The sequence below is a fragment of the Variovorax sp. GW821-FHT10D07 genome (assembly GCF_059415325.1).
Window position 1 is genome coordinate 89,261 of the sequence record NZ_JBWKMZ010000007.1, and the last position, 17,218, is coordinate 106,478.

Consider the following 17,218-nt stretch of genomic DNA (forward strand, 5'->3'; position numbering starts at 1 on the left):
GCTCGCCATGTCCCGCCGAGCGCCCTTCCCCTCCCCTGAACCTGGAGCGATAGCCATGGCACGCCAGCTTCCCCCCATGCTGTCGGTGCGCGTGTTCGAGGCCGCCGCGCGCCATGGCAGCTTCGCCAAGGCCGCGTCCGAGCTCTTCGTCTCGGCCGGCGCGGTGGCCCACCAGGTGCGGCAGCTCGAGGACTGGCTCGGCCTGCCGCTGTTCCTGCGCACGCCCCGCTCGGTCGAGCTCACCGACGCCGGGCAGGCCTATCTGCGCGGCGTCGCGCCGCTGCTCGAGGAACTCGAACGCGTCTCGATGCGCTGGCGCCAGCATGCGGAGGGCGCCAGCGAAGTGACGGTCAGTGCCATGCCCTCGTTCGTGACGCGCTGGCTGATGCCGCGGCTCGGTGAGTTCCGCGCCGCGCATCCCGCGGTCGAGGTGCGCGTGCTCGCCGCGGTGGCACCGGTGGACTTCGCGCGCGATCGCGTCGACGTGGCGATCCGGCTCGGCTCCGGCCCCTACCCCGGAATGGAGGCACAGCCGCTGCTGCACGAGGCCTTCTATCCCGTCGCGAGCCCGCGCTGGCTGGAACGGCATGGAATGCCCGCGTCGCCACGCGATCTGCTGGGCAGCGTGCTGCTGCACGACGAGTTCGAACCGCGCATTCCCGAACAGATCAACTGGGAGGCGTGGTTCGCGGCCCACGGCGTGGCACCCGGAGCATCGCTGCGACCGGCTCCCGCGTTGCGCTTCTCGCACAGTTATCTCGCACTCGATGCCGCGGCCGCGGGGCAGGGCGTCGCACTCGCGTCCGACGTGCTGGCACGCGATGCGCTGCAGCGCGGCGAACTGGCCCGGGCCTGGCCCGACGATCTGCCCGGGCCCTACCGCTACCACCTGCTGTGCCAGCGCGGCGCGCGGGACCGGCCCGCGGTCGCGGCGTTCACGCACTGGCTTCGCGCGGCGGCCGATGCTTTCTGAAGACAGCACGCCGGCGTTTACGTAGCATGTGCCGATGCAAGCTCCCCACGACCCCTCGCTGAGCCCCACCGCACTGGCCTTCCTGCAACAGGCCGGCATGCCCTACCGCCTGCACGCCCATGCCCCCGTCGTCTCCTTCGAGGACGCGCGCACGCTGCTGCCCTTCGACGCCGGCGCGATGGTCAAGTGCCTCGCGTTTCGCCTGCCCGACGGCCGCTATCTGCTGGCCGCGCTGCGCGGCCAGGACCGGGCCGACTACAAGCGCATCGCCGATGCCTTCGGCGTGCGCCGCGCCGACCTGCGGCTCGCGGCCGACGAGGAACTCGCGACCGACCTGCAGATGGTGCCGGGCGGCGTGGCGCCGCTGCCGGTGGGCGGCGCGCGCGTGATCGTCGACGAGGCGGCGGCGCGCCTGGTCACGCTCTACTGCGGCACCGGCCGCAACGACTCCACGCTCGAGATCGAAACGGCCGCGCTGCTGCGCGCCACGGGCGCAGGTGTCGCGCCGCTGGCCAAGCCCTGAGCTACGGCCTATCGCTCACACCTTGTCAGCGCAGCCAGCTGGCGGGCACGGTGATGAGCTGCGGGAACAGCACGAACAGGAACATCAGCGCGGTGAGCGACAGCAGGAAGGGCCACACGCCCTGGATCACCTGGTCGAGGCTCACGCGCGAAGTACCGGCCACCACGTTGAGCACGGTGCCCACCGGCGGCGTGAGCAGGCCGATGGCGTTGTTCATGATGAACATCACGCCGAAGTAGACGGGGTCGATGCCGGCCTTGTGGATCACGGGCATCAGGATCGGCGTCATGATCAGCACGGTGGGCATCAGGTCGAGCGCGGTGCCGACGATGATCACCAGCACCATGATCACGAACATCAGCAGGATCTTGTTGTCGACGAAGGGCTCGAGCAGCTCGCTCACCTGCGCCGGGATGTTGGCGATGGCGATGAGCCAGGCCGACACCAGCGCCGAGGCCACGAGGAACAGCACGGTGCTCGAGGTCTTGGCGGCGCTGAGCACCAGCTCGGGCAGGCGCGGCATCTCGAGCTCGCGGTAGACGAAGCGGCCCACCACGAAGGCATAGACCACCGCCACCACGGCGGCCTCGGTGGGCGTGAACACGCCGAACTTCATGCCGCCGATGATCACCAGCGGCAGCACCAGCGCCCACACGCCGTCGAGCAGCGCGCGGCCCAGGCCGCCCGCGCTGAAGCTGCGCACCGCGACGTTCTTCTCCTTCTTCGCGCACAGCCACCAGGTGGCGGTGAGCGTCAGCGCCATCATGATCCCGGGGAACAGGCCGGCGAGGAACAGCTTGGTGATCGAGATCTGCGCCACCACGCCGAACACCACGATGGCGATCGAGGGCGGGATCACCGGCGCGATGATGCCGCCGGCCGCGATCAGGCCGGCCGCGCGCGGCACGTCGTAGCCGGCCTTGCGCATCATTGGAATCAGGAGCGCCGCGACGGCGGCGGTGTCGGCCACGGCCGAGCCCGAGATGCTCGCGACCACGGTGGCCGCGATGATGGCCACGTAGCCCAGGCCGCCGCGCACATGGCCGACCAGCGCGTCGGCCACCTTGACGATGCGCGCCGACAGGCCGCCCGCGTTCATCAGCTCGCCCGCGAGCATGAAGAAGGGCACCGCCATCAGCGGGTAGTTGTTGACGCCCTCGAGCATGTTCTGCGCGAGGATCTGGGTGTCGAAGTTGCCGAGGTGCACCATTAGCGCGACGCCGCAGACGAGCAGCGCGAAGGCGATGGGCATGCCGAAGGCCATGGCCCCGAGCAGCGAGGCGATGAAGACGAAGATGGTCATGGATGTCCCGTGTTCTTTTAGTTCGCGCTCATTCGCCCGCGCTGCCGGTGTCGTTGACCAGTTCCTCGCGCGCCATGCGGCCCGTGAAGAGGCGCCACAGCGAGCCGACCAGCATCAGCGCCATGCCCACGCTGCTGACCAGCAGGCAGGCATAGACCAGCCCGATCGGCACGCCGGTGACCGGTGCGCGGTCGTCCATGCCGATCACCACCAGCTTCCAGCTGCCGTGCGCGAGCAGCAGGCAGCAGGCCAGCGCGCCGAGATCGGCCACGCCGCGGCAGAAACGCTGGCCGCGCTCGCCGAGCCGCGCGACGACGGTCGACATGCCCAGGTGCGCGTTGTCCTTCATCACCAGCAGCGCACCGATCAGCGTGAGCCACATGAAGACGAAGCGCGAGGCTTCCTCCGAGAACACGATGCCGGAGTTGAAGGCGTAGCGCAGCACGACGTTGCCGAACACGAGCGCGACCATCACGGCCATCATCGCGATCATCAACACGTTGGCGCCGCGCTCGAAGAGGCGGGAAAGCATGGGGAGTCTCCTGTTGTAGTTGGTTCTTGCACCCGGCCGCCTCAGCGCCCCGGGCCGGCCGGTTCGATGCGATAGAAGCGCAGGGCGTTGCCGCGCCAGACCGCGTCGCGCGCCGCGTCGTCGAGACCGTCCAGTCCCTCGGCCACCGCGCGCACCACCTCGGCCATGGACGCGCGCAGGCCCGACACCGGCAGGTTGCTCGCGAACATGCAGCGCCCGGCGCCGAAGATCTCGACCGTCTCGCGCACCACGCGCACGTTGCTGTCGGCGCTCCAGGGCGCATCGGGCAGGCCGAACTCCGAGAGCTTGACCATCACCTCGGGCAGCGCCGCGAGCGCGCGCATGCCGCGCCGCCAGTGCGCGAGGCCGGCCTCGCTGCGGTCCCAGGGCAGGCCCGCATGCTCGAGCGCCACGCGCAGGCCCGGAAAGCGCGCGATCGCCTCGGCCGCTTCCTCCAGGTGCCAGTAGGGCACGCGCACGTCCCACAGCAGGCCGTGGTCGCGCAGCAGACCCAGGCCCGCGCACCAGCGTTCGTCCTGCAGGGTGCCGGGCTCGCCGCGCACGCTGTGATCGGGGCCGCGCGAGATGCGCGGCTTGCAGCGCACGCCGCGCACCAGCGGCCATTCGGCCTGCGCGCGCATCTGCGCTTCGGCATCGCTCGCAAGGAATTCGACGTTGGCCACCACGGCATTAGGAAAGCCATGTTTCGCGTGAACCGCATGCAGCCAGCGCGTCTCGGCCAGCGACTCGGCGCGCGAGCGCTCGGCCTCCACATGCACCGTGGCCACCACCGGCAGGCCCTCGGTGGCGGCGCGGTAGTCGGCCACGCCGAAGTCGCGCCGCAGCACCGCGTAGTCGCCGAGGAAGAAGGCCTCGGCGTCGTAGCCGTCCTGCAGCCACGGGAAATGGCCCTCGCCCAGATGCCACAGGTGGTGGTGCGCGTCGACGATGGCGGCGGGAAGCACGGCGCTCACGGCTGCGCGTCCATCGCCTTGAGCACCGCGTCGCCGTTCTTCTCGACGTACATCCTGCGCGTCTCCTCGCGCACCACCTGGCGGATGCTCGCGACGTCGGGCGTCTCGTTGATCTGCATGCCCTTGGCGCGCAGCTGAGCGATGGCGTCCTTCTCGCCGTCGTTGTTGAGCTTGCGCTGGAAGTTCGCGGCCGCCGCGGCCTCCTCGAGCATCGCCTTCTGGAACTCGGGCTTGAGCGCATCGAAGCGCGCCTTGTTCATGATCACCACCAGCGGCGTATAGGCATGGCGCGTGAGCGACAGGTACTTCTGCACCTCGTACATCTTCGACGACAGCATCAGCGTGGGCGGGTTCTCCTGCCCGTCGACCGCGCCCGACTCGAGCGCGCCGAACACCTCGGCGAAGGGCATCGGCTGCGGGTTCGCGCCCAGCAGCTGGAAGGCCTTGAGGTGCGAGGGATTGGGCGTGGTGCGGATCTTCAGGCCCTTGATGTCGGCCGCGCCGTTGATCGGCCGCTTGTTGTTGCCCAGGCTGCGAAAGCCGATCTCCCAGAAGGCCAGGCCCTTGATCTGGTGCGTGCCTAGTTCGTCGAGCAGCGAGCGGCCGACCGGGCCATCGAGCGTGCGGTAGGCCTGCTGCGCATCGGCGAACTGGTAGGGCAGGTCGAGCGCATTGAGCTTGGGCGCGAGGCCGGTCACGAAGGGGTTGCCGGTGGCGCCGATGTCGATGGTGCCGCTGCGCACGCCGGTCACCAGCGTCACGTCGTTGCCGAGCTGGCTGTTGGCGAAGACCTGGATCTCCACCGCGCCGCCGGTGCGCTCCTTCACGCGCTTCGCGAACTCGAGCGCGGCCTTGTGCTGCGAATCGCTCTCGGGCACGGTGTGGCTGAAGCGCAGCTTGACCGGCGCCTGCGCCGCGGCGCCGCCGGCGCCGAGGCCGAGCAGCGCGGCCAGCAGCACGCCGGCCAGGGACCTGAAATTCCTGTGCATGGTTGTCGTCTCCTGTCGTTGAAATTCGGGGAAGGCGCGCGCCTTCCGGGGGCCGCCGCTCAGACCGTGACCTTGGCTTCCTTGACCACCTTGGCCCACTTGTCCTTCTCGGTGCCGATGAACTCGGCGAACTTCGCGGCGCTACCGCCGCCGTCCTCGGCGCCGTAGCTCGCGAGCTTCTCCGCCACGTCGGGCATGGCGAGCACGCGGTTGAAGTCCTCGTTCATGCGCTGGACCATCGCGGCATTCATCTGCGCCGGTCCGACCAGGCCGTACCAGGTGCTGGCGTCGAAGCCCGGGTAGCCGAGCTCGGCCACGGTGGGCACCTCGGGATGCGCCTTCGAGCGCCGCGGCCGCGTCTGCGCGATCGCCACCAGCTTGCCGCTGGCCACGTGCGGCGTGGCCGAGGTCATGGTCTCGAAGCTGTAGTCGATCTGGCCGCCGATCAGGTCGGTGAGCATCGGGCCCGAGCCGCGGTAGGGCACGTGCAGCGCATCGACGCCCGCGCGCAGCTTGAAGAGTTCGATCGCCAGGTGCTGCGAGGCGCCCGCGCCCGAGGAGCCGAAGGTCACGGTGCCCGGCTTGTCGCGGCACAGCGCCACCAGGTCCTTGACCGTGCGCGCGGGCTTCGAGGGGTTGCAGATCAGCAGGTTCGGCGTGACGCCCACCAGCACCAGCGGCGTGAAGTCGCGCTCCACCACATAGCCCAGCGTGGGATAGAGCGCGGGCGCGATCGCATGGTTGCTGATGTTGGTCATCAGCAGCGTGGTGCCGTTGTTCGGCTGCTTGGCGACGTACTCGGCGGCGATCACGCCGCCCGCGCCGGCCTTGTTCTCGACCGTGACCGGCACGCCCCACAGGGTGGCGAGCTTCTGCGCCATCACGCGCGCCATCACGTCGGTGCCGCCGCCGGGCGGAAAGCCGACGACGATGCGCACGGGCGTGGTGGGCAGCGGCGCGGTCTGCGCGCGCACGGTGGCGAAAGGCAGGGCCGCGCCGGCGGCCAGTGTCGATGCGATGAAGCGGCGGCGTTGCATGGCGTTGTCTCCTTGTGTTCTTTTCGGGCTTACATCGACTCGGCCAGCAGGGCCTGGTAGTCGGCCACGCTGGCTTCGCGCGGATTGGTCTTGTGGCAGTGGTCCTTGAGCGCGCCTTCGATCACGCGCGGGAACAGGTCGGGCGAGACGTCGAGCGCGGCCAGGCCCGTGGGCAGACCGAGGCGCGCGCTCATGGCCGCGACGGCCGGCGCCACCTCGTCGCCGCTGCCCAGCCCCATGGCCTGCGCCATGCGCGCGAGGCGCTCGTCCTTGCGCATCGACTCGGCCTGCGCGTTGAAGCGGATCACGGCCGGCAGCAGGATCGCGTTGAGCGTGCCGTGGTGCAGGCGCGGCGCGATGCCGCCGAGCGAATGGCTCAGGCTGTGCACGCAGCCCAGGCCCTTCTGGAACGCGAGCGCGCCCTGCATCGAGGCGCTCATCATGTTCAGGCGCGCCTCGCGGTCGCCGGGCGTGGCGGTGGCGCGTTCGATGTGGCGCCAGGCGCGGCGCAGGCCGTCGAGCGCGATGCCGTCGGCCGGCGGATTGAAGGCCGGCGCCATGAAGGTCTCCATGCAGTGCGCGATCGCGTCCATGCCGGTGGCGGCGGTCAGCATCGGCGGCAGGCCCAGCGTGAGTTCGGGATCGCACAGCGCGACGCGTGGCACCAGGTGCGGCGAGAGAACGCCGACCTTGCGCCCGTCGTCGAGGATCAGCACCGCGCCGCGGCCGACCTCGCTGCCGGTGCCGGCCGTGGTGGGCACGGCGATCACCGGCGCGGTGGCCGCGGTGATGCGCGCCACGCCACCCTCGATGGCCGCGAAGGACTTCAGCGGCCCCTCGTGCGTGGCGCACACGGCCACGCCCTTGGCGAGGTCGATCGGCGAGCCGCCGCCGACCGCGACGATGCCGTCGCAGCGGTGCTCGGCATAGAGCGCCACGGCCGCGCGCATCGCGCGCTCGGTGGGGTTGGAGGGCGTGCCGTCGAACACGACGAATTCGCGGCCCGCGCCGAGCTGCGCGGTCACGCGTTCGAGCACGCCCGCGGCGCGCACGCCGGCGTCGGTCACGACCAGCGGTCGCCGGATGCCGAGGCGGTCGCACTCCTGCGCCAGCAGCTGCACGGCGCCGAAATCGATCTGGATCTGGGTGATGTAGTGGATGAGCGCCATGCGCGGGTTCCTTGTCTCGGCGGTGGTCCGGGGTGCCGGTGTTTCGCTCGAAGCGGCACCGGTCGTCGTGGGCCGCGAGTCTAGGAACGGGTGCCGGGGGCGGCAACGTGGATTTACTTGAAGTCCGGGCGAGAAAAATTCACAAGCCGCAGGCCCTGCCGGGCGCGAGTTTTTCTTGAAGACCGCCCCAGTTTTTTTCGTTTGGCCGCGCGCGGGCCGCTCCCTAGACTTCGGCCCGTTCGCAACCCGCCCCCTACGAAAGAGACAAGCCGACATGACCTCGCTCATCCTGGTCGAGCGCGACGACCGCATCGCGACCGTGACCCTCAACAAGCCCGACAAGATGAACGCCATGGACCAGGTCATGTGGCAGGGCCTGGCCGATGCCTTCGCAGAGCTTTCGGCCGACGACGAGCTGCGCTGCGTGGTGCTGCGCGGCGCCGGCGGCAAGGCCTTCTCGGCCGGCGCCGACATCGAGGAGTTCCAGCGCAGCCGCGCCAACGCGGCGCAGGCCGCCGCCTATGCCGAGGTCACGCACCGCGCGATGCATGCGATCGCCACCAGCAAGCACCCCACGCTCGCGGTGATCGAGGGTGCCTGCGTGGGCGGCGGGCTCGAGATCGCCACCGTCTGCGACATGCGCATCTGCGGCAGCTCGAGCCGCTTCGGCGTGCCGGTCAACAAGCTCGGCCTGGTGATGTCGTACGGCGAGCTCGGCGGGCTGGTCGACCTGGTCGGCGGCGCGACCGCGCTCGAGATCGTGCTCGAGGGTCGCGTGTTCGATGCCAAGGAGGCCTTCGAGAAGCGCCTGGTGAACCGCGTGGTCGACGACGCCGCGGTGCTCGAACAGGGCTACGCGACCGCGCGGCGCATCGCCAACGGGGCGCCGCTGGTGGCGCGCTGGCACAAGAAGTTCGTGCGCCGGCTCGCGCAGCCCGCGCCGCTGTCGGCCGAGGAGAACGCCGAGGCCTACGCCTGCTTCGACACCGAGGACTTCCGCATCGGCTTCCAGGCCTTCCTGGCCAAGAGCAAGCCGGTCTTCACGGGCCGCTGAGCCCGCCACCCTCCTTTCAGATCCGGAGCCCCCGCGTGACCCTTCCCCTTTCCCGCATCAAGGTCCTCGACGTCAGCCAGATCATGGCCGGCCCCTTCTGCTGCATGCTGCTCGGCGACATGGGCGCGGACGTCATCAAGGTCGAGACGCCCGGCATCGGCGACCAGACCCGCCGCTCGATGGGCTTTCGCCTCAAGGGCGCCGACAGCGGCGGCTTCCTCGCGCTCAACCGCAACAAGCGCAGCATCGAGATCGACCTCAAGAACCCGGCCGGCCTCGAGGCCTTCTACGCGCTCGTGAAGGAGGCCGACGTGCTGGTCGAGAACAACCGCCCCGGCGTGGCCGCGCGGCTGAAGATCGACTACGAGACCTTGCGCCAACTCAACCCGCGGCTGGTGTACGCGAGCATCTCGGGCTTCGGCCAGACCGGCCCCTGGGCCAAGCGCCCGGGCCTGGACCTGATCGCGCAGGCCATGACCGGCGTGATGAGCGTGATGGGTCATCCGGGCGAGCCGCCGGTGAAGTCGGCGATCCCGCTGGCCGACCTGGGCGCGGGCCTGTTCGCGGCCTACGGCATCCTCAGCGCGGTGATCGGCCGCGGCCTCACGGGCGAGGGCCAGTTCGTCGACGCCTCGCTGTTCGAGACCGCGCTGGGCCTGTCGGTGTGGGAATCGGCCGAGTACTGGGGCACGGGCCAGGTGCCCACGCCGATCGGCAGCGCCAACCGCATGAGCGCGCCCTACCAGGCGGTGCGCGCCTCCGACCGCCCCTTCGTCATCGGCGCGGCCAACCCCAAGCTCTGGACCGCGCTGTGCGGCGTGATCGGGCGCGAGGACCTGGTGCGCGACGCGCGCTTCACCGACAACGTGCTGCGCATCCGCAACCGCGTGGTGCTGATCGAGGAGCTGGAGCGCGAATTCGCGCGCCGCACCGCCACCGAGTGGGTCGATGCGCTGCTGGCCGCGGGCGTGCCGGCCGCGCCGATCTACGACTACGCCGAGGCCCTGGCGAGCGAACAGGCGGTGGCGCGCAACATGGTGCTGAAGATCCAGCACCCGGTGGAGGGCGAAACACGCGCCCTGGGCTTTCCGGTCAAACTCGGCGGCACGCCGCAGCAGGTGCGGCATCCGGCACCGCTGCTGGGCCAGCACACCGAGCAGGTGCTCGGCGAGATCGGCATGACGGCCGAGGACATCGCCGCGCTGCGAAGCAACGGCGCCTTCGGCACGGCGCATGCCGCGGCCGACGCGACGGCGGACTGAGACACGCAAGAAACACAACGAGACGGAGACAAGACCATGCAGAAAAGCACCATCGACCTCTCGCGCCGCCGCTGGCTCGGCGCCATCCCCGCGCTCTCGGGTGCGCTGCTGCTCGCGCCCGGCTTCGCACGGGCGCAGGCCGGCCCCTATCCACACAAGCCGATCGAGCTGGTCGTGCCCTGGCAGGCCGGCGGCGGCGCCGACGTGGTGGGCCGGGCCTTCGGCGCGGCGGTCGCCAAGTACCTGCCGCAGCCGGTGGTCGTCATCAACAAGCCCGGCGCGAGCGGCGTGCTCGGGCTGGGCGACGTGGTCAACGCGAAACCCGACGGCTACCGCATCGTGCTGTCGTCGACCGAGCTGACCTTCCTCAACCACCTGGGCCTGGCCAAGTTCTCATACAAGGACCTGCGCCCGATCGCGCGGCTCAATGCCGACCCGGCCGCGGTGGTGGTGCGCGCCGATGCGCCCTACGCCACGCTCGAGCAGTTCCTCGAGGCCGCGCGCAAGGGCGACGCGAACATCCGCGTGGGCAACGCGGGCCATGGCTCGACCTGGCACATGGCGGCCGCCGCGCTGGCCGAGAAGACCGGCGCGAAGTTCAACCACATCCCCTATGCCGGCGGCGCGCCCGCGGTGCTGGCGCTGCTCGGCGGCCACATCGACGCGGTGACCGTGAGCACGGCCGAGGTGTCGAGCTACGTGGCCGCGGGCAAGCTCAAGGCGCTGGCAGTGATGGCCGACCGGCGCGTGGCCGACGGCTTCGAGAAGATCCCGACGCTCAAGGAACGCAACATCGACCTGTCGATCGGCATCTGGCGCGGCCTGTCGGCGCCGCGCGGCACGCCCGACGACGTGATCGCGGTGCTCAAGGGCGCGGTCGCGAAGGCCGTGAAGGAACCCGCCTGGCTCGAGGCGCTGACCAAGCTGCACTTCAGCACCGACACCTATGCCGACGATACCGCGCTCGAGGCGGTGATGGCCAGGGAGAGCGAGTTCTTCAAGGCGCTGGCGGGCAAGATCAACCTGTCGAGCTGAAGCACGGCGCACGGCCGAGAATCGCGCGATGGCTTTCGAATTCAGCGAACCCTTCGTCGACGCGCACCAGCACTTCTGGCACCTCGATGCGCATCCCTATCCCTGGCTGCAGGGCGAGACGGTGCCGAACTTCCGCTACGGCGACTACTCGGCGCTGAAGCGCAACTACCTGCCGGCCGATCTCGCGCGCGACACGCGCGGCTTCGCGCCGGCGCGCACGGTGCACATCGAGGCCGAATGGGAACGCACCGATCCGGTGGCCGAGACCCGCTGGCTCACCGGCCTCGCGGCCACCGAGGGCCGGCTCTCGGCGATCGTCGCGCATGCGGCGCTCGATCGTGGCGACGTGGCCGAGGTGCTCGCGGCGCAGGCCGCGTTCGCGCTGGTGCGCGGCATCCGCCACAAGCCGGTGACGGCCCCAACGGCCGCCGAGGCCGCGCGCGGCGTGGCGGGCTCGATGGACGATCCGCGCTGGCGCGCGGGCTATGCGCTGCTCGAAACGCACGGGCTCTCGTTCGACCTGCAGGCGCCCTGGTGGAACCTCGACCAGGCCGCACAGCTCGCGCGCGACTTTCCGCGCACGCTGCTGATCCTCAACCACAGCGGCCTGCCCGCGGACCGCAGCGCCGAGGGCCTCGCGGGCTGGCGCCGCGCGCTCGAGCGGCTGGCCGATGCGCCCAACACCGCGATCAAGATCTCGGGCCTGGGCCAACGCGGCCTGCCATGGACCGAGGAGGCCAACGTGCCGCTGATGCGCGATGCGATCGCGATCTTCGGCGCGTCGCGCTGCATGTTCGCGAGCAACTTCCCGGTCGACAGCCTCGTGGCCAGCTACGAGACGATCCTGCGCGGCTTTCTCGCGGCCATCGCTGGGCATTCCGACACGGAACGCCGGCAGCTGCTGCACGACAACGCCGTGCGGCTCTACAGGCTCTGAGCGGCCGCCTCGTCTTTCGCGCGCTCTTCGTGCACCCATGACACGAAGGCCGCGATGCGCGCATCGGCGGCGCGGTCCTGCGGGTAGACCATGAAGTAGGAGAACTCCACCGGCAGCGTGACGTCGAAGGGCCGCACCAGCAGACCGTCGGCCAGGTCCTTCATCACCCAATTCTTCTTCACCAGCGCCACGCCGAGCCCGTCGACCGCGGCGGCGATCACCAGGTGGCTGGGCCAGAACGAGGGGCCGCGCGTCACGTCCACGTCGCTCACGCCCGCGTGCTCGAGCCACATGCCCCAGTCGGGGTTGCTCACGTCGCTGTAGGTGCTGTTGTCGTGCAGCAGCACGTGGTGCTTGAGGTCGGCCGGCGTGCGCAGCGGATGGTCGCCCTGCATCAGCGCCGGGCTGCAGACCGGGAACACCTCGACCGGCAGGCACAGCTCGGAGTGCAGGCCCGGGTAGATGCCGCGGCCGTAGCGCACCGCCATGTCGAAGTCCTCGCGCGTGAAGTCGACCATGTGCTTGGAGGTCGAGATCTCGAGGTCGATGTCGGGGTAGGCCTGCATGAAGCGGCGCATGCGCGGGATCAGCCACTTGACCGCGAAGGTCGGCGGCAGGTTGATCTTGAGCGAGGGCGTGCCCTGCGACTGGCGCAGCTGCTGCGTCGCATACATCACCTGCTTGAAGGCTTCCTGGATGCCCGGCAGGTAGGCCTTGCCGGCGGCGGTGAGCGCGAGCGACTTGGTGTCGCGCACGAACAGCGCGATGCCGAGGTTCTCCTCGAGCGTCTTGATCTGGTGGCTCACGGCCGAGGGCGTGACGAAGAGCTCGTCGGCCGCGCGCGTGAAGCTCAGGTGCCGCGCCGCGACCTCGAAGGCACGCAGCGGATTGAGCGGGGGAATGGGGCGCGACATGGTGGACGTATTCCTTCGGGAGCGGGCACGGAGCGGAGGCGCGGGCCTTCAATATTTTCTACGCAATGCTTCGAGAAAAACTCGTTTGCCGCGCCGCGCCGCGATTCCTAGACTGCCCTTCGCACCGACGCACGGCCAGTCGGGACAACGTCAATTGACGCTCAACGCTTTCGGACCAACCTTCATGAACCCAGAACTGCGCGCAGGCGCCCTCACCCGCCGCGAACTCGTGATCGACCGCCCGCGCACCGTCGACTTCCTCGGCGAGGACCTGCGCATCTATGCCACGCCCGAGCTCGTGCGCGACGTCGAGCAGACCTGCCTCGACTTCCTGCTCGACCACGTGGGCGCGGGCGAATCCTCGGTCGGCACCGCGATCGCGCTGAAGCACGTGGGCGCCACGCTGCTGGGCCAGCCGGTGCGCATCGAGGCGCGCGTGCGCGCGGTCGACGGCCGCGGCGTGGACTTCGAGTTCACGGTGCACGAAGGCGACAAGGAAGTCGCGAGCGGCACGCACAGCCGCTTCGTCGTCGACGTCGCGCGGCTGCGCGCCAAGGTGCATGCGGCCGTCGCCCAGAGCACGAACGCCTCGTGAGTTCCTGATCTTCCGCGGGCCCCGGCCTGCGACTCCCCGTGCCGGACAGCGGCGCGCCAGCACTTTCGGTGCGGGCGTGCGGCCGTTCCTCACCCGTGCGGCGAAAGCCGAATCCGCAACCTGGTTGCATCTTCAAAAAGAAACGAGACAGACCGATGTTCAAGACCCTCGCCTCCGCCCTCTTCGCACTGGCCACCGCCTGTGCCTCGCTCGCCTTCAGCGCCTCGGCCGGCGCGCAGGACCTGACCGGCAAGGTCACGCGCACGCCCACCGGCTACCTGATGGTGCTGCGCAACGGCGACGACGTGCTCGCGCACCTCGAGCGCCTCGCCGTGGTCGAGCAGATACCGAGCGCCAGCATCGTGGGCATCGGCTTCATGCGCGAGGCCACCTTCGGCTTCTACGACTTCGCGAAGAAGGTCTTCAACCCGAAGACCTTCAAGGACGTGGAACTCGCCAACCTCACGGGCTCGATCGCCTGGAAGGAAGGCAAGCCCTCGATCCATGCCCACGGCATCGTGACCGACGGCAGCTTCATCGGCGCGGGCGGCCACCTGCTGGGGCTGACGGTGGGCACGGGCTCGTGCGAGATCACGGTGATCCTGCACCCGCAGCGGCTCGAGCGCTTCGTCGATCCTGCCATCGGGGCGAATGTGCTGGGGCTGCATCCGGGCGCGAAGTAAACGGCATGCGGACGTGAAAGGGGCGGGGCTGGCGCGGGCCGGTGACACGGCGCTGTAACACGGCTTGCATGTTGGCTTCGTATCTTCCGGGGACCCACGACAACAACCCACAACAGAGGGATCCCCATGCACGCCACTCCCACGACGCCGCGCGCGCGGCTCGACGCACGCCGCCTGCGCTGGCTCGCCGCCTTCGCCGCGCTCGCATCATTCGCCGCCCTGCAGGCATGCAACGGCGGCGGCTCCTCGAGCAGCTTCGTTCCGGTGGCCGGTGCGCCCGCGGCGCCGCCGGCTTCCGCGCCGCCGCCCGCGCCCGACGCGGCCACGGCCGACGCCAACCTGCAGGCCGCCTGGGTCGAGATCGGCGACGGCAACGCGGCCTTCGCGCGCGTCATCACCAGCTACGCCGCGCCCGCCGCCGACACGGCGGCCGATGCGAACGCCACCTGCCCGCAGATCACGGTCGACGGCAAGGCCAGCCGCATGAGCCTGCGCATCGGCGCGGGCTCGATGCCGCTGCGCACCACGGCCAGCGATCCCGCCGACTCGAAGCCTTCGGAATTTCCGGTGTCGACCTGCGAGGCGACCCTGCCCGCGGGAGCGAAGCAGGTCGCCGTCGGCAGCCGCGCGCTGCCGCTGCCCAAGGCCGAGCCGCAGCGCATCCTGGTGCTGGCCGACACCGGCTGCCGCCTGAAGAAGGCCGACAACGCCTACCAGCCCTGCAACGACAGCAGCGTGTGGCCGTTCGCGCCACTGGCCGCCACCGCCGCCGGCTTCGATCCCGACCTGGTGCTGCACATCGGCGACTACCACTACCGCGAGAACGCCTGCCCGGCCGACGTGGCCGGCTGCAAGGGCAGCCCCTGGGGCTATGGCTGGGACACCTGGCAGGCCGACTTCTTCAGGCCCGCCGCGCCGCTGCTCGCGAAAGCCCCCTGGGTGCTGGTGCGCGGCAACCACGAGGAGTGCGCGCGCGGCGGCCAGGGCTGGTACCGCTTCCTCGACACGCGCGCCTACGCCGACAAACGCTCGTGCAACGACCCGGCCAACGACAGCACGGGCAACTATGCCGAGCCCTATGCCGTCTCGCTGGGCGGCGGCTCGCAGGTCATCGTGTTCGACTCGGCCAAGGCCGGCAAGGCGGCGCTGAAGACCGACGACCCGCAGTTCATCGCCTACCAGAAGCAGTTCCAGGCCGTGGCGGCGCTGGCGGCGAAGCCGGGCATGAGCACCACCATCTTCACCAACCATCACCCGATCCTGGCCTTCGCGCCGGTGGCGGGCGCGACGCCCGCGCCGGGCAACCTCGCGCTGCAGTCCGTGATGAACAACCTCTATGCGAAGGCCTACTACCCGAGCGGCGTGCACATCGCGCTGCACGGCCACGTGCATGACTTCCAGGCGCTGAACTTCGCCACCGACCATCCGGCCACCGTGGTGACGGGCAACGGCGGCGACAACCTGGATGTGGCGCTGCCCGACCCGCTGCCCGCCGGTACTACCCCCGCGCCGGGCGTGACGATCGACCGCATCACGCACCACAACACCTTCGGCTTCATGCTGATGGAGCGCAAGAAGTCGCCCGACGTGGGCTGGACCTTCAAGGCCTACACCGTGGCCGGCAAGCTGCTCGCCACCTGCGGGCAGACCGGTCGGGCGCTGAGCTGCGACAAGACCGGCTTCCTGACGCCGTGACGCGGCGCTCGACGCGCTTCCCCCCGCTCGCGGGCGCCGCGCTCGCCCTGGGCGCGGCCTGCCTTGGATGGATCGTGGGGGCCGCGGGCGCCGCCCCCGGATCGATGCAGGTCATCGGCCCGGGCGGCCCCGCGAGCCAGGTGATCGAGCACATCGGCGCCACGCCGAAGCTCGCCGCGCGCGTCGACCCCACGGCGTCCGTGTTCCGGCCCGATCCCGCGCTGGCGGCCCTGGGCAAGCGCCTCTTCTTCGACACTCGGCTGTCGCAGCCGCAAGGGCTGTCGTGCGCCGGTTGCCACGACCCGCTGCGCGCCTTCACGTCGACGCTGAATGCGCCATCGCTCGCGGGGCCGCGCACGCCGCAGGGCAGCCGCGCGGGCCGCTTCAGCGCGCGCACCGCGCCCTCGCTGCTGTACGTGCGCTACGTGCCGCGGCGCCACTTCTACCAGGACGACGACGCGCCCTACGCATCGCCGTTCGGCGGCCTGTTCGCCGACGGCCGCGCCGACACGCTGGCCGAGCAGGTCCGCGGCCCGCTGTTCGATCCCGACGAGATGAACAACGCCTCGCCGCGCAGCCTGCTGCGCAAGGTACGCGCCACCGAGCTCGCGCCGGCGCTGTCGCAAGCGCTGGGACCCGAGGTGCTGCGCGATCCGCAGCGCATGGTCCAGGGCATCGGCCTGGCGCTGCAGGCCTACCTCCAGAGCGACGAGATGGCGCCCTTCAGCTCGCGCTTCGACGACTACCTGCGCCAACGCACGCCGCTGACGCCGCAGGAGATGCGCGGCCTGGCGCTGTTCAAGAATCCGGACAAGGGCAACTGCATGTCCTGCCATACGCTCTCGGACACCGCGAGCCGGCCCGAGCGCTCGCTGTTCACCGACTTCGGCTACGACGCGATCGCCGTGCCGCGCAACCTGGCGTTGCCCGCGAACCGCGATGCGCGCCACTTCGACAACGGGCTCTGCCGCACCGCCTCGCAATTGCGCTGGCCCGATCCCGGCCAGTGGTGCGGCTACTTCCGCACCCCGGGCCTGCGCAACGTCGCGGTGCGCCAGAGCTTCATGCACAACGGCACCTTCGCCACGCTGCGCGAGGCGGTGGCCTTCTACGCCACGCGTTCGACCGATCCGGCCAAGTGGTACCACGGCCACGCCACCTTCGACGACGTGCCCGCCGCGCATCGCGCGAACATCAACGTGAACTCGACGCCGATGAACCGCCGCGCGGGCAGCACGCCAGGGCTGAGCGACGAGGAGATCGACGCGATCAGCGCCTTCCTCGGCACGCTGACCGATGCGCGCTACGAGGCGGCCATGCGCGCGCCCGGCGTTGCCGCGGTGGCGAACGCGCGCGCGACCCGGTAGCGCCGACGGCGGCTGTCGACCACGCGCACACCGGGCGCGCCGGTGTCGTTCCCGCACACACGGCGGGCGAGGCGACGACACACCGGATTCGCACGCGCGACGGCGCTGCTTCAGAGGGAAAACGGGGTGCGGGCACTGCGTGCGGGGCGCGGACGGCGACCGGGGCATGGCGATTG

The 17,218-nt window shown here is 70.4% G+C and carries 17 protein-coding genes; 10 read left to right on the forward strand and 7 right to left on the reverse strand.

What is annotated here, in order from left to right; translation table 11 throughout:
* Positions 1-55: 55 nt before the first annotated feature.
* On the forward strand, positions 56-973 hold the full coding sequence (gcvA, locus tag AC07PU_RS20900) for a transcriptional regulator GcvA (protein WP_495320120.1): 918 nt from the start codon (positions 56-58) through the stop codon (positions 971-973).
* Between the two features lie 34 nt (positions 974-1,007).
* Positions 1,008-1,496 carry a YbaK/EbsC family protein gene (locus AC07PU_RS20905; protein WP_495320122.1) on the forward strand — a complete coding sequence of 163 codons (489 nt, stop codon included), beginning with the start codon at positions 1,008-1,010 and terminating at the stop codon, positions 1,494-1,496.
* 25 nt (positions 1,497-1,521) lie between these two features.
* Here AC07PU_RS20905 and AC07PU_RS20910 read toward each other — a convergent pair whose 3' ends face one another.
* From AC07PU_RS20910 to gbd, 6 genes are read right to left on the reverse strand one after another with little or no spacing between them, the layout of a single operon-like run.
* On the reverse strand, positions 1,522-2,799 hold the full coding sequence (locus tag AC07PU_RS20910) for a TRAP transporter large permease subunit (protein WP_495320124.1): 1,278 nt from the start codon (positions 2,797-2,799) through the stop codon (positions 1,522-1,524).
* Positions 2,800-2,827: 28 nt separating this feature from the next.
* Positions 2,828-3,331 carry a TRAP transporter small permease gene (locus AC07PU_RS20915; protein ID WP_093352725.1) on the reverse strand — a complete coding sequence of 168 codons (504 nt, stop codon included), beginning with the start codon at positions 3,329-3,331 and terminating at the stop codon, positions 2,828-2,830.
* Between the two features lie 41 nt (positions 3,332-3,372).
* Positions 3,373-4,305, reverse strand: coding sequence for an amidohydrolase family protein (locus tag AC07PU_RS20920; protein WP_495320127.1), 933 nt, complete (start codon positions 4,303-4,305; stop codon positions 3,373-3,375).
* Entirely contained in the window at positions 4,302-5,294 is a 993-nt protein-coding gene (locus AC07PU_RS20925) for a TRAP transporter substrate-binding protein (protein WP_413764873.1), read from the reverse strand. The genes AC07PU_RS20920 and AC07PU_RS20925 overlap by 4 nt, the downstream gene beginning before the upstream one ends.
* Positions 5,295-5,353: 59 nt before the next feature.
* The gene (locus tag AC07PU_RS20930) at positions 5,354-6,331 is read right to left on the reverse strand and encodes a Bug family tripartite tricarboxylate transporter substrate binding protein (protein ID WP_495320130.1); all 978 of its coding nucleotides are present in this window, start codon (positions 6,329-6,331) and stop codon (positions 5,354-5,356) included.
* A 29-nt stretch (positions 6,332-6,360) separates the two neighbouring features.
* Complete coding sequence (gene gbd, locus AC07PU_RS20935) at positions 6,361-7,500, reverse strand: 4-hydroxybutyrate dehydrogenase (protein WP_495320132.1); 1,140 nt, start codon at positions 7,498-7,500, stop codon at positions 6,361-6,363.
* Positions 7,501-7,774: 274 nt separating this feature from the next.
* On the opposite strand from gbd, the gene AC07PU_RS20940 reads away from it, so the two are divergent.
* Genes AC07PU_RS20940 through AC07PU_RS20955 form a run of 4 tightly spaced genes read left to right on the forward strand, consistent with a single transcriptional unit; the run spans position 7,775 to position 11,788 of the window.
* Complete coding sequence (locus AC07PU_RS20940) at positions 7,775-8,554, forward strand: enoyl-CoA hydratase/isomerase family protein (protein WP_093352737.1); 780 nt, start codon at positions 7,775-7,777, stop codon at positions 8,552-8,554.
* A gap of 35 nt (positions 8,555-8,589) precedes the next feature.
* Positions 8,590-9,816, forward strand: a complete 1,227-nt coding sequence (locus AC07PU_RS20945; protein WP_495320135.1) for a CaiB/BaiF CoA transferase family protein — start codon at positions 8,590-8,592, stop codon at positions 9,814-9,816.
* A 36-nt stretch (positions 9,817-9,852) separates the two neighbouring features.
* On the forward strand, positions 9,853-10,851 hold the full coding sequence (locus AC07PU_RS20950) for a Bug family tripartite tricarboxylate transporter substrate binding protein (protein WP_495320137.1): 999 nt from the start codon (positions 9,853-9,855) through the stop codon (positions 10,849-10,851).
* Between the two features lie 28 nt (positions 10,852-10,879).
* Positions 10,880-11,788: an amidohydrolase family protein gene (locus tag AC07PU_RS20955; protein ID WP_495320139.1), complete on the forward strand. Its 909-nt coding sequence runs from the start codon at positions 10,880-10,882 to the stop codon at positions 11,786-11,788.
* On the opposite strand, the gene AC07PU_RS20960 is transcribed toward AC07PU_RS20955, so the two are convergent.
* Positions 11,776-12,702, reverse strand: coding sequence for a transcriptional regulator GcvA (locus tag AC07PU_RS20960; protein ID WP_208513754.1), 927 nt, complete (start codon positions 12,700-12,702; stop codon positions 11,776-11,778). The two genes, AC07PU_RS20955 and AC07PU_RS20960, sit on opposite strands and share 13 nt — an antisense overlap.
* Before the next feature lie 184 nt (positions 12,703-12,886).
* Here AC07PU_RS20960 and AC07PU_RS20965 point away from each other — a divergent pair, with 184 nt between their 5' ends.
* The 4 genes from AC07PU_RS20965 (at position 12,887) to AC07PU_RS20980 (ending at position 17,042) form a co-directional block, all read left to right on the forward strand.
* Entirely contained in the window at positions 12,887-13,297 is a 411-nt protein-coding gene (locus tag AC07PU_RS20965; RefSeq protein WP_495320142.1) for a thioesterase family protein, read from the forward strand.
* Between the two features lie 155 nt (positions 13,298-13,452).
* Positions 13,453-13,980 carry a PPC domain-containing DNA-binding protein gene (locus AC07PU_RS20970; RefSeq protein ID WP_093352756.1) on the forward strand — a complete coding sequence of 176 codons (528 nt, stop codon included), beginning with the start codon at positions 13,453-13,455 and terminating at the stop codon, positions 13,978-13,980.
* Positions 13,981-14,106: 126 nt separating this feature from the next.
* Positions 14,107-15,675 carry a metallophosphoesterase family protein gene (locus AC07PU_RS20975; protein ID WP_431513087.1) on the forward strand — a complete coding sequence of 523 codons (1,569 nt, stop codon included), beginning with the start codon at positions 14,107-14,109 and terminating at the stop codon, positions 15,673-15,675.
* Positions 15,672-17,042 carry a cytochrome-c peroxidase gene (locus tag AC07PU_RS20980; protein WP_495320144.1) on the forward strand — a complete coding sequence of 457 codons (1,371 nt, stop codon included), beginning with the start codon at positions 15,672-15,674 and terminating at the stop codon, positions 17,040-17,042. Before AC07PU_RS20975 ends, AC07PU_RS20980 begins: the two co-directional genes overlap by 4 nt.
* Positions 17,043-17,218 lie beyond the last annotated feature (176 nt).